Genomic DNA, 15,005 nt, shown 5'->3' with positions numbered 1-15,005 from the left:
AGTAGGTGTCACAGCGTATGCAACGATATTTTATCGAGCTCACGAAGCAGGAGATGGACGAAACCCCCGATTTTCAAATTACGGGAGAAGACGTCCACCACATTGCAAACGTCATGAGAATGAGTGCAGGAGATCGGATAATCTGCTGTTCGAAAGACGGCCATGAAGCGTTATGCCTGCTCAAAGAGGTTTCTAAAGATCATATATCATGCAGCATTGCTGAATGGACGGGTGAAAACCGTGAGCTGCCGTTAAAAATCAGGATCGCCAGCGGCCTTCCGAAAGGCGATAAGCTTGAATGGATTATTCAAAAAGGGACCGAGCTCGGGGCAAGTATGTTCATCCCCTTTCAAGGCGCCAGATCCGTCGTTAAGCTTGATGACAAAAAGGCAAAGAAGAAGCGGGAAAGATGGGCGAAAATCGCGAAGGAGGCGGCGGAGCAATCGTACCGCAATGAAATTCCCGAAGTGAAAACCGTTCATACGTTCCGGCAGCTGCTTGAAATGGCGGAGAATGTCGATAAATGTGTCGTTGCATACGAGGAGTCATCAAAACAGGGAGAAACGGGCGCTTTCGCTGCGGAGCTCAAAAGCCTTCCGAAAGGTTCGTCTCTTCTCATCGTATTCGGCCCTGAAGGCGGTCTGACTGAGTCTGAAGTTCAGCAGCTTTCAGAAAAAGGCGCCGTCTTATGCGGCCTCGGACCAAGAATTTTACGGACTGAAACTGCGCCGCTTTACGCGTTAAGCGCAGTTTCCTATCATACAGAGTTATTAAGAGGTGATCAGTAATGGCAACTGTTGCTTTTCATACCCTTGGCTGCAAGGTCAATCATTATGAAACAGAAGCAATCTGGCAGCTGTTTAAAGATGCGGGTTATGAACGAAAAGAATTCGAGCAGACAGCAGATGTATATGTCATTAATACATGTACGGTAACAAACACGGGAGATAAAAAAAGCCGTCAAGTCATCAGACGGGCGATCCGCCAAAATCCTGAAGGCGTCATCTGCGTAACAGGGTGCTATGCGCAAACATCTCCGGCAGAAATTATGGCCATCCCGGGCGTTGACATCGTCGTCGGCACGCAGGATCGAGAAAAAATGCTCGGTTACATTGAGCAGTACAGAGAAGAGCGTCAGCCGATCAACGGCGTCGGCAACATTATGAAAGCACGCGTGTTTGAAGAGCTGGATGTTCCCGCTTTTACTGACCGGACAAGAGCGTCATTGAAAATCCAAGAAGGCTGCAACAACTTCTGTACGTTCTGCATCATCCCTTGGGCGCGCGGCCTGCTTCGTTCCCGCGATCCTGAAGAAGTCATTAAACAGGCGCAGCAGCTGGTGGATGCCGGTTATAAAGAAATCGTTCTAACGGGGATTCATACGGGCGGCTACGGCGAAGATATGAAAGATTATAATTTCGCCAAGCTTCTCCGTGAATTGGATACACGTGTAGAGGGACTGAAAAGGATCAGAATTTCATCTATTGAAGCAAGCCAAATCACTGATGAAGTGATTGAAGTGCTGGATGCGTCTGATAAAATTGTCCGCCACCTTCACATCCCGATTCAGTCAGGATCAAACACCGTTCTGAAACGGATGAGACGCAAATATACGATGGAATTTTTCGCGGACCGTTTAAATAAGCTGAAAGAAGCGCTGCCGGGTCTTGCTGTCACTTCTGATGTTATCGTCGGTTTCCCGGGTGAAACGGAAGAAGAATTTATGGAAACATACCGGTTCATTAAAGAACATAAATTTTCTGAGCTTCACGTGTTCCCATACAGCAAACGCACCGGAACGCCTGCGGCCAGAATGGAAGACCAGGTTGACGAGAATGTGAAAAATGAACGGGTGCACAAGCTGATTGCTCTGTCTGACCAGCTTGCCAAAGAATACGCCTCCGATTATGAAGGAGAGGTTCTTGAAATCATTCCGGAAGAGACGTTTAAAGAGTCTGATGAAGACGGCATGTTCGTTGGCTATACAGACAACTACATGAAAGTCGTCTTCAAAGGCACGGAAGATTTAATCGGCAAACTTGTCAAAGTCAAAATTCAAAAAGCGGGCTATCCGTACAATGAAGGACAATTCGTCCGCGTTGTTGAAGAAGAAATGACTCAGAACATTCGCATGTCTTCGTAACAGATAAAAAACCGATGCTTTCACGCATCGGTTTTTTACGGTTTCGGAGGGATCAGCCTGTCAATCAGCCGATAAAATAAATGCGTGAACGGTAGAAATAATAACGCGGTGACAACATTAAACAAAAGGCTGAAATGCGCGATCATTTGCGCGGGATCGTCAGACAGCCGCTCTGTAAAACCTGCTGCTGCGGACAGGAAGGGAAAGACAAGAAGTACGCCGAGAATATTAAAGACCACGTGAGCGCCGGCGGTCTGTCTCGCGGCATAACCCCCTGAAACAGCAGCCATGACGGCCGTGACGCATGTCCCGATATTAGATCCGAGAACGACGCTGACCGCCTGTTCAATGCCGATCATCCCTTCGTTCATAAAGCTCATTAAAATGCCGATGCAGACGGAGCTTGAATGAATGATGGCCGTCAATATCATGCCAATCAAAAGAGCGGACCAGCTTGAATCATTTACATGGCGCAAAACTCCCGCTCCCGCCTTCATTTCTGTCAGCGGAACGGCAAGACGGCTGAAGCACGTGATGCAAAAAAAGATGATGCCGAGACCGAGAAAGCTTACGCCGATCTGCCTGAACGGATATTTCCGGATAAGAATAAACACAAGGCCGCCGATCAAAAGCACCCAGATGAGCACATCCATCTTTATGGCCAAAAACTCCGTCGTAAATGTGGAGCCGACATTCGTGCCGAGAATCATCGGAATGGTCCGTTTAAAAGGTAAAGCGCCTGCACTGACAAAGCCGATCACAATAACCATAAAAGCTGAGCTGCTCTGAAGAAAACCCGTGAATACAATGCTGATGAGAAAAGCTTTCAAAGGGTGGTCGGTAAACAAGAGGAGGCTCTTCTCAATTTTTGAATACGTTAAAGCGATCAGCCCCTGTCTGAGCAGGCTCATTCCGAGTAAAAAAACCAGGATAAGTGCGGTAAAGAGAATCAGTATCAGCAAACGAAACACCCCTTTCCATCATTATATAGACAAGCCGCGTTATTCATGACGGAAAAGTGAACTCACTTAGTTGACCTGACTCATGGCTTATATTATAATGTCAAAGTACATGTTTATATGTGTATCTTTTTAAAGGTAGTCGATTGGTGTATTCGGAGGGAGGGAAAGAGAATGTCAAAAACGGTCGTTAGAAAAAACGAATCGCTTGAAGATGCTCTTCGTCGCTTCAAACGCAGTGTATCAAAGACAGGTACTTTGCAAGAAGCAAGAAAGCGCGAATTTTATGAAAAACCTAGCGTAAAGCGCAAGAAAAAGTCAGAAGCTGCTAGAAAACGCAAATTCTAAAAGAGGGTGGATTTATGAGTCTTCTTGAGCGACTTAACCAAGATATGAAGCTGTATATGAAAAGCCGTGAGAAAGACAAACTGACTGTCGTTCGAATGGTGAAAGCTTCACTTCAAAACGAAGCAATTAAGCTTAAGAAAGACAGTTTGACCGAGGATGAGGAACTTACTGTCCTATCTCGTGAACTTAAGCAACGTAAAGACTCCCTCCATGAATTTTCAAACGCTAATCGTTTAGATTTAGTAGATAAAGTTCAAAAAGAGCTGGACATTTTAGAAGTTTATTTACCGAAACAGCTTTCTGAAGAAGAGCTGCAGACAATCGTAAATGAAACCATCGCTGAAGTCGGTGCGAGCTCGAAAGCGGACATGGGCAAAGTGATGAGTGCTATTATGCCTAAAGTAAAAGGTAAAGCTGACGGCAGCGTGATTAACAGGCTTGTCAGCAGTCAATTATCTTAATTGACGAAGAAAAAGACATCTTTCCTCGAGAGATGTCTTTTTTTATACATAAAAAAATGAAACTAAAGTACATTTGTTACGTATATAAAGAAGAATGAAACGGGAAGGAGGGTATATCTGCCTTGTTCCGAAAAAAATCCGGAATTGCTGTTGCTCTATTGGGCTTATTTGTATTATCTTTATTAGGAGTTCAATTGAACGCAAAAGCTGATCGTCCATCGGTTTATGTCATCCCGGTTGAGAAAAATGTCGAACATGGGCTTGCCGCTTTTTTAACGCGTTCTTTCAAAGAAGCGAAGGAATCCGGCGCGTCACACATTATTCTTGACATCAATACACCGGGAGGCGCCGTTCAATCAGCTTTGGATATTGCAGATGTCATCGGCGGCGCGGATGTGCCTGTTACCGCTTACGTGAACAAACGGGCGCTTTCTGCCGGGGCATATATAGCGCTTCAGGCGGATGACATTTATATGGCGCCGGGCGGAAAAATGGGTGCCGCAGCCATCATCGACGGCAAAGGAAACGCGGCAGACAAAAAGGCCCAATCACTGTGGCATGCAGAAATGGAGGACGCAGCCGCTAAAAACAACCGAAATCCGAAATACGCCCTGGCCATGGCAGACCCCGCCATCAATGCAAAAGAAGCGGGCGCTCCAAAGGGAAAACTGCTGACACTGACAGCTGAAAAAGCCAAGGAAGTCGGATATTCGGAGGGAACGGTTTCAAACCTCGATGCTTTATATACAAAGCTCGGTTTTGACAAAGCCGATGTTCACCATGCAAAAGAGGGTTTTGTCGGAAAATTGGGAAGATGGCTGACAAACCCGTTTGTTGTCCCCGTCTTATTAACGCTCGCTTTGCTTGGTTTGACCATTGAATTGTTCTCGCCGGGCCTCGGCATACCGGGCGCCGTCGGACTGACGGCCATGCTGCTGTTTTTCACCGGGCATATCGCTGCCGGATTCGCCGGCTATGACAGTGTATTCTTGTTTTGCGCGGGCTTGGCTTTTATCCTTTTAGAGATATTTCTGCCCGGAGGCATAATCGGTCTTATCGGTGTTGCAGGTGTCATCGCGAGCCTCTTTCTCGCTGCGGGCAGCTTTACTGTAATGGCGGTTTCTCTCTTGATCGCCTTTAGTGTGTCTATTGCTGCCTTTATCATATTAACAAGGGTGTTGGGGAAACGAATGAAATTCTTTAAGAAATTGATATTAACTGATTCAACAAGCACAGAGAACGGTTATGTTTCAAATCAGAACCGGACGGAGCTGTTGGGGAAAGTCGGTGTTACCGCTACAGCCCTCAGACCGTCAGGCACCGTTATTATTGATGATGAACGCCTTGATGTCGTTTCAGAAGGATCATTCACTGAAAAAGACAGACAGGTGAAAGTGGTGAAAGCGGAAGGCTCACGCATTGTCGTGAGAGAAATATAGATGATAATCTTGAGGAGGAATTAGATGGAACTGTCAAGTTTGGCGATTTTAGCAATAGTTGCAGCTGCCATAATTGTGTTAGCCATATTCTTCACCTTTGTACCGGTAATGCTATGGATTTCGGCACTTGCAGCAGGAGTCAGAATCAGCATTTTCACTTTGGTCGGGATGAGGCTGCGCCGCGTCATTCCAAGCCGCGTTGTCAATCCGTTAATTAAAGCGCACAAAGCCGGCCTGTCCGCAACAACAAATCAGCTCGAAAGCCATTACCTGGCCGGAGGTAATGTCGATAGGGTAGTCAATGCCCTAATTGCGGCACAGCGCGCCAATATTGAGCTGACATTTGAACGCTGCGCAGCCATTGACCTGGCCGGGCGTGACGTGTTGGAAGCTGTACAGATGAGCGTCAATCCGAAGGTCATTGAAACACCGTTTATCGCGGGTGTCGCCATGGACGGAATAGAAGTAAAAGCAAAAGCCAGAATCACGGTAAGAGCCAATATTGAGCGCCTTGTCGGAGGAGCGGGAGAAGAGACGGTTGTCGCCCGTGTCGGAGAAGGGATTGTCTCAACAATCGGTTCTTCACATAATCATAAAAAAGTGCTTGAAAACCCTGATATGATTTCGCAGACCGTACTTGGCAAAGGGCTGGATTCAGGCACCGCATTTGAAATTCTCTCGATTGACATCGCCGACGTGGATATCGGCAAAAACATCGGAGCGATTCTGCAGACAGACCAGGCGGAAGCAGACAAAAACATTGCGCAGGCCAAAGCCGAAGAACGCCGTGCCATGGCCGTCGCCCAAGAGCAGGAAATGCGTGCGCGCGTAGAAGAAATGCGTGCGAAAGTCGTGGAAGCTGAAGCGGAAGTGCCGCTTGCGATGGCTGAAGCCTTACGTGAAGGAAACATCGGTGTCATGGATTATATGAACATAAAAAATATCGACGCTGACACGGACATGAGGGATTCTATCGGCAAGCTGACGAATGACCAGCAAGATGAAGACCAACAATAACCTCTCTATTAAGGAGGGAGCCGCTATATGCACGAGATTCTGACAAATCCGCTCGTCATTGCCGCCGTCATCGGCATTATATCGGCAATATTCGGCAAGAAAAACAAAGATGAAAAACGCCCGCCGAATAGACGTCCCGCAGATCAGAAAAAAAAGCAGGATCACACACAGCCGCCGAAAGAGCACAAGCCGGAAGCGGAAGAAATGCCTGCCGTTTCCAAAGAGAACCCTTTTGAGCAAAAAAGAAGGGAAGCTGAAAAGCGCCTTGCGGAGACAGAGCAGATGTTCAATGGGCTGGAATATAAGCTGACATCTCAACGCGCACGAAATGCGTCTCTGAAGAAATCAGCCCTCAAAATTAAGAAAGAAACTGCGGTGCAGGGCATCATATTCAGTGAGATTTTAGGTCCGCCCCGTGCAAAAAAACCGCACCGGACCATGCGGAGCATCGGTAAAAATTAAAGTGTTAGAACCCCTTTTCAAATCATACATATGAGATGAAAGGGGGTTCTTTTTTTATGGGGCAAAGAAAGAATCGTGTAAAGGCGTGGCTGACTAGAGCATTGGAAATTCCCCCGGACGTTATGATGGATCTGCCTCGCATTACGATGGTCGGCAGACTTCATATCTACATAGAGAATCACAGAGGTCTCTTGCTGTTCAGCGAAGAAGAAGTCAGGCTGATGCTCAAGCAGGGGCAATGTATCATATCAGGAAAAAACTTGGTCATTAAGGCAATCCTTCCTGAAGAAATTCTTTTGGAAGGCACGATAGATCACGTAAGATATGTCGATTCATAAAGCCGGGGGGAAATAATGTGAAAAACAAATGGCTGTCATTTTTTTCGGGTAAAGTCCAAATGGAAGTCAAAGGAAAAGGGATTGAACGGCTGCTTAATGAATGCACGAGAAACGGAATCGCCATCTTTGCGGTGAAAAAAAAGCAAGACTGTGTTCTGCTGATGATTCAGCTTCAAGATGTACATGCTTTCAGAAGAGTCATCAGAAAACATGAATGCAAAGCAAGCTTTACGAAAAGAAAGGGCCTGCCCTTTCTGCTTCTCAAATCAAAATTAAACATGGGCTTTACTGCAGGGTTTGTGATATTTTTCATTATATTGTTTCTTTTGTCCAACATGATTTGGGACATTGATATTAAAGGGGCCAAGCCTGAAACCGAGCATCAGATGATGAAGCACCTGGAAGAAATCGGTGTGAAAAAAGGCCGTTTGCAATTTCTGATGATGACGCCGGAGAAAATTCAAAAATCATTAACAAACGGCATCGATAATATTACGTGGGTCGGTGTGGAATTGAACGGGACAGCCCTTCATATGAAAGTGGTTGAAAAAAATGAACCGACAAAAGAAAAGTACGTGAGCCCCCGCCATATCGTTGCCAAAAAGAAGGCGGTCATCAAAAGGATGTTCGTGCAAAAGGGGCAGCCGATGGCTTTTGTGAACGATCATGTTGACAAAGGACAGCTCCTCGTCTCAGGACTGATCGGAAATGAAGACCGAAAAGTTGCCTCAAAAGCGGAAATCTACGGAGAAACATGGTACAAGTCAGAAGTAACTGTGCCTCTTGAAACATCATTTACGCTATATACGGGTAAAGTAAGGACGAAGCACAAGCTGTCTTTCGGATCATGGGGCGTGCCTTTTTGGGGCTTCGGGTTTAATGAGCCGCCGCTGAAACATCCGAAAACAGAGGAAGAAAAGCATCCGTTTCAATTTCTGGGGCTGAAGCTTCCGGTATCTTACGTCAAAGAACAGACAAGAGAAAGTGAAAACTCCGTGCGGTCTTATACGAAGGACGAAGCGGTTCAGGCCGGCATCAAAATGGGCAGACAAGACGTAGAGAAGCGATTAAGCGGCAGCGGAGAGGTGGAAAGTGAAAAAGTTTTGCACCAATCCGTTGAGAATGGTAAAGTAAAGTTGATTATTCTCTACCAAGTTATAGAAGATATCGTGCAAACCACACCTATTGTTCAGGGAGACTAAAGAATGGCAGAACATTTACTTGCGATTAATCACAAACTGAAAAGCCCGGATGAAGCACTTTCTTTGTTCGGCAGCCAAGATGCCTTTTTACATTTAATGGAGAAGGATCTGGGCGTAAGCATCATCACACGCGGTGAAACCATTTACGTTTCCGGCAATGATGAGTCTTTTGAGATTGCTGACAGATTATTGGGCTCGCTCCTTACTTTAATCCGCAAGGGGATCGAGATTTCGGAACGTGATGTGCTGTATGCCGTGAAAATGGCAAAGAAAGATGAACTGGACTATTTTGAAAGCATGTATGAAGAGGAAATAACGAAAACGGCAAAAGGCAAGCCGATCCGCGTCAAAACCATCGGCCAGAGAGAATATGTTGCGGCGATGAAGAAAAACGACATGGTGTTCGGCATCGGGCCGGCGGGAACCGGCAAAACATATTTGGCGGTCGTAAAAGCGGTGCATGCTTTAAAAAACGGCCACATTAAAAAAATCATTTTAACAAGACCCGCTGTGGAAGCCGGCGAAAGCCTCGGTTTTCTGCCCGGAGACTTAAAGGAAAAAGTAGATCCTTATCTGCGCCCGCTGTATGACGCGCTCCACGATGTGCTCGGAAGCGACCATACGGAGCGTCTGATGGAAAGAGGGGTTATCGAAATCGCCCCGCTTGCCTATATGAGAGGGCGGACGCTTGACGACGCGTATGTGATTCTTGATGAAGCCCAGAATACCACTCCCGCTCAAATGAAAATGTTTTTGACGAGATTGGGTTTTGGCTCTAAAATGATCATTACGGGCGACGTAAGCCAAATTGACCTGCCGAAAGGCGTCACATCGGGACTTGCAGTAGCGAGGGATATGCTGAAGAACATAAACGGCATTTCCGTGATTGAACTTGACCAGACAGATGTGGTCAGACATCCGCTTGTTGCAAAGATTATTGAAGCTTATGATAAGCAAAAGTAATGCAAAAATGACCCGATCTCCCGTTATCGGGTCATTTTTATATGATGTGTTCCTGATGTTTCAGGGAGGAGGTTCTTGTTTTGAAAAAGAAGGGAAAGGGTAAAAGCGCCCGGGAACGGTTCCGCACTTTCAGACATGCCCGCTCAGCCCATGTGCTGCTGTATCTGCTGCTTTCAGCGATCATGTTTGGTTTGCTCTTTATTCATGTAAAACCTGAATCACTTAATTTGGATTTGTTCTCAGTCAGTGATAAGACGATTTACGCGCCCGCCACAGTGGAAGATCAGCAGGCGACGGAAGCGAAAAAACAAGCGGCCGAAGATGCAGTAGAAGATCAATACACTCTGAAAAAAGGCTATACCGACAACCGGCTTGACCTGATCACTTCCATATTTGACAGCATCGGCGAAGTGAAAACAGATGCGGATAAAGACAAAAAGTCACCTTCGGAAAAATCGCTGGTCAAATCGGTGAAAAGCAAGCTGACACAGGATGTCAATGAATCCATCTCGGAAGATGCCATTAAATCGCTTCTCCATGCGAACAATGAAGATTTTTCATTTGTGAGGGATTCTGTCATAACCGCGGTGAACACGGTGATGAGCAGTGAAATTCCTTCTGAAAAGCTTGCAGAAGCGAAGGATAAGGTCGCCAAAGAGCTGAAAAGCGCCTCCGTGCCGTCAAAATATTTAGCGGCTGCGACTGAAATCGGAAAATATGCGGTAATCCCGAATTACGTATTTGATCCGAAAGCGACCGATGAAAAACGTCAGGAAGCGTCAGACAGCGTTCAGCCGGTGCAGATCAAACAAGGACAGGTTCTCGTGGAAGAGAATGACCTGATCGACCGGGAAGTATACAGAAAGCTCGAACTGACGGGGCTTTTGAATAATTCCAACCTATTAAAGCCGATCAGCGGTCTTCTTCTGATGATCGGGCTGTTTATTGCCACGCTTGTCTACTATTTCGAGAAACAGCAGCAGGAGCTTAAGCTGAAAAATAAATCCCTATTGCTGTTTTCTATCATTACAACGCTTATTCTCGTCATAATGGAAGTCGTCAGTCTCTTTCAGAAGATTGAATACACCAACATCGGGTATCTGGTTCCGATCGCCGCCGGCGCGATTTTGATCAGGCTGCTGCTCAATGAAAGGCTTGCCATTTTAGGAAGCATCATTCTGGCGATCTGCGGCAGTATGATGTTTAATCAGGGTGTGACGGGAACATTTAATTACGTCATCGGCATTTACTATTTAATCAGCAGCATTTCAGGCATTCTGTTTTTGGGGAAACATAACGCGAGATCTAAAATATTGCAGGCGGGATTGTTCGTCTCATTTATTAATATGATTATCGTGCTGTCGCTTTTATTAATCCAAAACACGGCGCTGTCGCCTGTTGAAATCGGAACGCTGATGCTGATGGGGGTCGTCTCGGGACTGGCTTCATCCGTTTTGATTATCGGTCTGATGCCGTTTTTTGAGACGGGATTCGGCATTCTTTCTACGATGAGGCTGATTGAACTGTCTAATCCGAACCATCCCCTGCTTCGAAAGATTTTAACGGAAACACCCGGTACATATCATCACAGCGTCATGGTGGCGAATTTGTCGGAAGCGGCCTGTGAAGCTGTAGGGGCAAACGGTCTTTTGGCAAGGGTCGGTGCGTATTATCACGATCTCGGCAAAACGAAACGCCCGCAATATTTTATTGAAAATCAAATGAATATGGATAATCCGCATGACAAGCTGTCTCCTCAGCTCAGCAAAAATATCATTATCGCGCATACGACAGACGGTGCGAATATGCTCAGAAGCTATAAGTTTCCGAAAGAGCTTGTGGATATCGCGGAGCAGCATCACGGAACGTCCCTTTTAAAATTCTTTTATTATAAAGCGAAAGAAAAGGGCGACCAGATTACAGAGAAAGAGTTCCGCTACCCGGGGCCGAAGCCGCAATCGAAAGAAGCGGCTATTATCTCAGTGGCCGACAGCGTTGAAGCCGCCGTCCGTTCCATGCATAATCCCAATCCCGAGCGGATCGAAAAACTGGTGCGGGGAATTATATCCGATAAGCTTCAGGACGGACAATTCTCAGAATGTGATCTCACGTTCCGAGAACTGGATACGATCGCCAAAACACTATGTGCGACTTTAAAAGGAATTTTCCACTCCCGGATTGAATATCCGGAGGCTACGAAGAAGGTGAAATAAATGGGTTTACTCATAGATATTGTTGATGAAACGAACAGCGTCTCAGCTGATGCGCTCCAAGAAGTGGAGAAGCTGCTCCAATTCGCGGCAGAAAAAGAAGGCGTTCAGGATCAGGCTGAAGTATCGGTCACGATTGTGACAAATGAAGAAATCAGAGAAATCAACAGAGACTACCGGGGAAAAGACACTCCGACTGACGTCATTTCGTTTGCGCTTGAAGAAGAAGGCGAAGACGAGGTTGAAATCGTAGGCGCCGACATGCCGCCTGTTTTAGGAGATATTATCATCAGTGCCGACAGAACGAAGGAGCAGGCTGAAGAGTACGGCCATTCGTTTATGAGAGAGCTCGGCTTTCTGGCCGTCCACGGCTTTTTGCATCTGCTGGGCTATGATCACATGACAAAAGAAGAAGAGGAAGAAATGTTTTCAAAGCAAAAGGATTTGCTGGATGAGTATGGACTCACGAGATCATAAAAACGAGTGGAGCAGATTCCTGAAAAGCTTTGTCCATGCATGGAGGGGAATCTGGAAAACGGCGCGGTCAGAGCGGAATTTTCAATTTCATATTATCGCAGCCTGCGCCGTTATCCTTTGCGGTTTTCTCACCGGGCTCAGTACGGCCGAATGGGCCGTTATTTTGATCCTGATTGGCGGAATGCTTGCTCTTGAGCTTGTAAATACGGCGATAGAGCATGTTGTTGATTTAGTTACCGATCAGTATCATCCGCTCGCAAAAGCGGCAAAGGATGCGGCCGCCGGAGCCGTTTGCGTCTTTGCCGTGATTTCGTGTATTATTGGTTTACTCATCTTCTTGCCGAAGATATGTTAGCAGAAGATTCTTACAATTATTTTACATTGCCAAAAATGGGCGTGAAAAACCAATCATAATTATGTAAAATAAAAGTGACAGCGGTATCATTCAGGATTAAGGTAAGAGAGGAAAAGTACACATGAACAGACAAGAATTGATTCAAGAAGCATTAACAGCACGGGACACAGCATATGTGCCGTATTCAAACTTCAGAGTGGGAGCCGCTCTTCTTACCAAAGACGGAAAAGTGTACAGAGGCTGCAACATTGAGAATGCGGCATACAGCATGTGCAACTGTGCTGAACGCACGGCGATATTCAAAGCTGTTTCCGAGGGGGATACGGAATTTGCGATGCTCGCCGTGGCTGCGGACACTCCGGGACCGGTTTCACCGTGCGGAGCCTGCAGACAAGTAATTTCCGAGCTGTGCTCAAAGGATATGCTTGTTATTCTGACCAACTTACAAGGACAAATAAAAGAAATGACTGCGGAAGAATTATTGCCGGGCGCATTTTCATCGGAGGATTTACATGACGAACGAAAGCTTTAAATCAGGATTTGTATCAATCATCGGAAGACCGAATGTTGGAAAGTCGACCTTTTTAAACAGGGTCATCGGTCAAAAGATCGCCATCATGAGCGACAAACCCCAGACAACGAGAAATAAAGTCCAAGGGGTGCTGACAACAGGCACATCGCAGACCATTTTTATTGATACACCGGGCATTCACAAACCGAAGCACAAGCTTGGCGATTTTATGATGAAAGTGGCGCAGAACACGCTGAAAGAAGTTGACTTGGTGTTATTTATGATTAACGCCGAGGAAGGATACGGAAAGGGCGACGAGTTTATCATTGAAAAGCTTGGACAGACGTCCACGCCGGTCTTTTTGATCGTAAACAAAATTGATAAGATCCACCCTGATCAGCTCCTTCTTTTAATTGATGAGTACCGTTCGCGCTATCCGTTTAAGGAAATCGTGCCGATCTCAGCTTTGGAAGGAAACAACGTCGAGACCCTGCTCACGCAGATTGAAGCGTATTTACCGGAAGGGCCTCAGTTCTATCCGAGCGATCAGGTGACTGACCATCCTGAGCGGTTTATTATTTCTGAACTGATCAGGGAAAAGGTGCTCCATCTTACAAGGGAAGAAGTGCCGCACAGCATCGCTGTCGCTATCGAGTCCATTAAAGGGCAGGAGAACGGCTCCGTCCATGTCGCCGCCACCATCGTGGTCGAGCGGGATTCTCAAAAAGGAATCGTCATCGGGAAAAAAGGAGCTCTTCTGAAAGAAGTCGGCAAAAGAGCGCGGGCTGATATTGAAGCGCTGCTGGGCTCACGTGTTTACCTGGAACTTTGGGTGAAGGTGCAGAAGGACTGGCGGAATAAAATGTCTCAGCTGCGTGATTTCGGCTTCAAAGAGGATGAATATTAAGTCATCTGAGGCGCATGCCTGATGTGTGGGATTACCTCACAGAAACAGGGATTCGTTAGCAAAATTTGTTTAACATGAAAAGGAGGACATCAGGTCAAGATAAGGGTAAGAATTTGGATTGGCAAGCTAGTTTAATGATGAAAGGTGGGTTTTTTGTGTTGAATTTTACCTGGAACGTATTTTCTCAAACAGGAAGTGTTGATACGTACCTTCTTTTTAAAGAACTGGAAAAAGAGAACCTGGAAAGACCCGAAGAACCGGAAGATGAGCTAGCCCGTATTGATTTTCCAATTTTGTAAACCTCTTGGCCCCTCCCGTTGTTGGAAGGTGCGGAAATGCTGACAAAATGTGAAGGAATCGTGCTTCGTACGAATGACTACGGAGAGACGAATAAAATCGTGACATTGCTGACGAGGGAACACGGCAAAATCGGCGTCATGGCAAGGGGTGCCAGGAAGTCAGCCAGCCGGCTGTCAGCAGTCAGCCAGCCTTTTTTGTACGGGTCATTTTTAATGCAAAGAACATCCGGACTCGGCACGCTCCAGCAGGGTGAAATGATTCTCGGCATGAGAACGATCAGAGAAGACTTGTTTTTGACGGCATATGCCGCTTTTATCGCTGAACTCACTGACAAAGGAACGGAGGAGAAGAAACCGAACCCCTATTTATTCGAATTGATTCTCGAATCCTTTAAGAGGCTGAATGAGGGGACTGACCCGGACGTGATCACCTTTATCGTTCAGATGAAAATGCTTGGCGTCATGGGGCTGTATCCGGAGCTGAATCATTGTGTCCACTGTAAAAGCCGGGACGGGACGTTTCATTTTTCCATAAGAGATAACGGTTTTATCTGCCACCGCTGCTTTGAAAAGGATCCGTACAAAGTTCCGATTTCGCCGCAAACGGCAAGGCTGCTAAGGCTTTTTTATTACTTTGATATCGGAAGGCTCGGCAGCGTCTCGTTAAAGCACGAAACCAAAAATGAAATAAAACGGGTCATTGATCTGTATTACGAGGAATATTCAGGGCTTTATTTAAAGTCAAAGCGGTTTTTAGATCAGATGGAAAGCATGAAGAACCTTTTGGATGAAAACAAAAGTTGACATTCTGCCCATCTTTTTATATGATGATTTATTATAAAATATGTTGCAGTGACAGAAAGAAGTACTTGCGTCCAACTCATATAAGCGACCTTAGGACAGTGTAAGCTAGG

At 46.2% G+C, this 15,005-nt stretch carries 17 protein-coding genes and 1 pseudogene; 17 read left to right on the top strand and 1 reads right to left on the bottom strand.

Annotation, left to right across the window (positions count from 1 at the left end; translation table 11 throughout):
- The first annotated feature begins 17 nt into the window (after positions 1 to 17).
- Together AD710_RS00845 and mtaB are read left to right on the top strand one after the other, a co-directional pair.
- The gene (locus AD710_RS00845) at positions 18 to 788 is read left to right on the top strand and encodes a 16S rRNA (uracil(1498)-N(3))-methyltransferase (RefSeq protein ID WP_016938908.1); all 771 of its coding nucleotides are present in this window, start codon (positions 18 to 20) and stop codon (positions 786 to 788) included.
- Positions 788 to 2,143: a tRNA (N(6)-L-threonylcarbamoyladenosine(37)-C(2))-methylthiotransferase MtaB gene (mtaB, locus tag AD710_RS00840; protein ID WP_049627045.1), complete on the top strand. Its 1,356-nt coding sequence runs from the start codon at positions 788 to 790 to the stop codon at positions 2,141 to 2,143. Before AD710_RS00845 ends, mtaB begins: the two co-directional genes overlap by 1 nt.
- A 35-nt stretch (positions 2,144 to 2,178) precedes the next feature.
- Here the strand turns inward: mtaB and AD710_RS00835 are convergent, their stop codons facing one another.
- On the bottom strand, positions 2,179 to 3,105 hold the full coding sequence (locus AD710_RS00835; protein WP_049627044.1) for a Na/Pi symporter: 927 nt from the start codon (positions 3,103 to 3,105) through the stop codon (positions 2,179 to 2,181).
- A 171-nt stretch (positions 3,106 to 3,276) separates the two neighbouring features.
- Between AD710_RS00835 and rpsU the strand changes: the two genes are divergently transcribed.
- From rpsU to recO, 15 genes and pseudogenes are all read left to right on the top strand, one after another.
- On the top strand, positions 3,277 to 3,450 hold the full coding sequence (rpsU, locus tag AD710_RS00830; RefSeq protein WP_003152957.1) for a 30S ribosomal protein S21: 174 nt from the start codon (positions 3,277 to 3,279) through the stop codon (positions 3,448 to 3,450).
- Between the two features lie 14 nt (positions 3,451 to 3,464).
- Entirely contained in the window at positions 3,465 to 3,911 is a 447-nt protein-coding gene (locus tag AD710_RS00825) for a GatB/YqeY domain-containing protein (RefSeq protein ID WP_007408278.1), read from the top strand.
- A gap of 122 nt (positions 3,912 to 4,033) precedes the next feature.
- Positions 4,034 to 5,350: an NfeD family protein gene (locus AD710_RS00820; protein ID WP_047475602.1), complete on the top strand. Its 1,317-nt coding sequence runs from the start codon at positions 4,034 to 4,036 to the stop codon at positions 5,348 to 5,350.
- A gap of 24 nt (positions 5,351 to 5,374) precedes the next feature.
- Positions 5,375 to 6,367, top strand: a complete 993-nt coding sequence (floA, locus tag AD710_RS00815; protein ID WP_016938912.1) for a flotillin-like protein FloA — start codon at positions 5,375 to 5,377, stop codon at positions 6,365 to 6,367.
- Between the two features lie 27 nt (positions 6,368 to 6,394).
- A complete protein-coding gene (locus AD710_RS00810; RefSeq protein WP_049627043.1) occupies positions 6,395 to 6,829 on the top strand; it encodes a hypothetical protein in 435 nt (144 codons plus the stop codon).
- A 56-nt stretch (positions 6,830 to 6,885) separates the two neighbouring features.
- Complete coding sequence (gene yqfC / locus AD710_RS00805) at positions 6,886 to 7,167, top strand: sporulation protein YqfC (RefSeq protein WP_003152966.1); 282 nt, start codon at positions 6,886 to 6,888, stop codon at positions 7,165 to 7,167.
- 17 nt (positions 7,168 to 7,184) lie between these two features.
- Positions 7,185 to 8,409: pseudogene (gene yqfD, locus AD710_RS00800) on the top strand (sporulation protein YqfD).
- Complete coding sequence (locus tag AD710_RS00795) at positions 8,373 to 9,332, top strand: PhoH family protein (protein WP_049627041.1); 960 nt, start codon at positions 8,373 to 8,375, stop codon at positions 9,330 to 9,332. The pseudogene yqfD and the gene AD710_RS00795 overlap by 37 nt, the downstream one beginning before the upstream one ends.
- Before the next feature lie 80 nt (positions 9,333 to 9,412).
- On the top strand, positions 9,413 to 11,545 hold the full coding sequence (locus tag AD710_RS00790) for an HD family phosphohydrolase (protein WP_049627040.1): 2,133 nt from the start codon (positions 9,413 to 9,415) through the stop codon (positions 11,543 to 11,545).
- Complete coding sequence (ybeY, locus tag AD710_RS00785) at positions 11,546 to 12,019, top strand: rRNA maturation RNase YbeY (protein WP_003152973.1); 474 nt, start codon at positions 11,546 to 11,548, stop codon at positions 12,017 to 12,019.
- Entirely contained in the window at positions 12,000 to 12,374 is a 375-nt protein-coding gene (locus AD710_RS00780) for a diacylglycerol kinase family protein (RefSeq protein ID WP_016938917.1), read from the top strand. Before ybeY ends, AD710_RS00780 begins: the two co-directional genes overlap by 20 nt.
- 121 nt (positions 12,375 to 12,495) lie before the next feature.
- Positions 12,496 to 12,906 (top strand): cytidine deaminase, encoded by a 411-nt coding sequence (locus AD710_RS00775; protein WP_016938918.1) that lies wholly within the window; start codon positions 12,496 to 12,498, stop codon positions 12,904 to 12,906.
- Positions 12,887 to 13,792, top strand: coding sequence for a GTPase Era (era, locus tag AD710_RS00770; protein WP_016938919.1), 906 nt, complete (start codon positions 12,887 to 12,889; stop codon positions 13,790 to 13,792). Before AD710_RS00775 ends, era begins: the two co-directional genes overlap by 20 nt.
- A 155-nt stretch (positions 13,793 to 13,947) precedes the next feature.
- On the top strand, positions 13,948 to 14,091 hold the full coding sequence (locus AD710_RS18800; protein WP_007408286.1) for a YqzL family protein: 144 nt from the start codon (positions 13,948 to 13,950) through the stop codon (positions 14,089 to 14,091).
- Between the two features lie 36 nt (positions 14,092 to 14,127).
- Positions 14,128 to 14,895 carry a DNA repair protein RecO gene (recO, locus tag AD710_RS00765; RefSeq protein ID WP_049627039.1) on the top strand — a complete coding sequence of 256 codons (768 nt, stop codon included), beginning with the start codon at positions 14,128 to 14,130 and terminating at the stop codon, positions 14,893 to 14,895.
- Positions 14,896 to 15,005: the final 110 nt, after the last annotated feature.

It is taken from the genome of Bacillus sp. JFL15 (assembly GCF_001184225.1).
In the GTDB taxonomy this organism is placed as follows: Bacteria; Bacillota; Bacilli; order Bacillales; family Bacillaceae; genus Bacillus; species Bacillus siamensis.
Note: the sequence above shows the minus strand (reverse complement) of the source record. Positions and strands in the feature narration are given on the sequence as shown.

Bases quoted from the DNA above. Each gene is read 5' to 3' on its own strand.
- AD710_RS00845 (WP_016938908.1), top strand. From the start codon at position 18: ATGCAACGATATTTTATCGAGCTCACGAAGCAGGAGATGGACGAAACC.
- mtaB (WP_049627045.1), top strand. From the start codon at position 788: ATGGCAACTGTTGCTTTTCATACCCTTGGCTGCAAGGTCAATCATTAT.
- rpsU (WP_003152957.1), top strand. From the start codon at position 3,277: ATGTCAAAAACGGTCGTTAGAAAAAACGAATCGCTTGAAGATGCTCTT.
- AD710_RS00825 (WP_007408278.1), top strand. From the start codon at position 3,465: ATGAGTCTTCTTGAGCGACTTAACCAAGATATGAAGCTGTATATGAAA.
- floA (WP_016938912.1), top strand. From the start codon at position 5,375: ATGGAACTGTCAAGTTTGGCGATTTTAGCAATAGTTGCAGCTGCCATA.
- AD710_RS00810 (WP_049627043.1), top strand. From the start codon at position 6,395: ATGCACGAGATTCTGACAAATCCGCTCGTCATTGCCGCCGTCATCGGC.
- yqfC (WP_003152966.1), top strand. From the start codon at position 6,886: ATGGGGCAAAGAAAGAATCGTGTAAAGGCGTGGCTGACTAGAGCATTG.
- AD710_RS00795 (WP_049627041.1), top strand. From the start codon at position 8,373: ATGGCAGAACATTTACTTGCGATTAATCACAAACTGAAAAGCCCGGAT.
- ybeY (WP_003152973.1), top strand. From the start codon at position 11,546: ATGGGTTTACTCATAGATATTGTTGATGAAACGAACAGCGTCTCAGCT.
- AD710_RS00780 (WP_016938917.1), top strand. From the start codon at position 12,000: ATGGACTCACGAGATCATAAAAACGAGTGGAGCAGATTCCTGAAAAGC.
- AD710_RS00775 (WP_016938918.1), top strand. From the start codon at position 12,496: ATGAACAGACAAGAATTGATTCAAGAAGCATTAACAGCACGGGACACA.
- era (WP_016938919.1), top strand. From the start codon at position 12,887: ATGACGAACGAAAGCTTTAAATCAGGATTTGTATCAATCATCGGAAGA.
- recO (WP_049627039.1), top strand. From the start codon at position 14,128: ATGCTGACAAAATGTGAAGGAATCGTGCTTCGTACGAATGACTACGGA.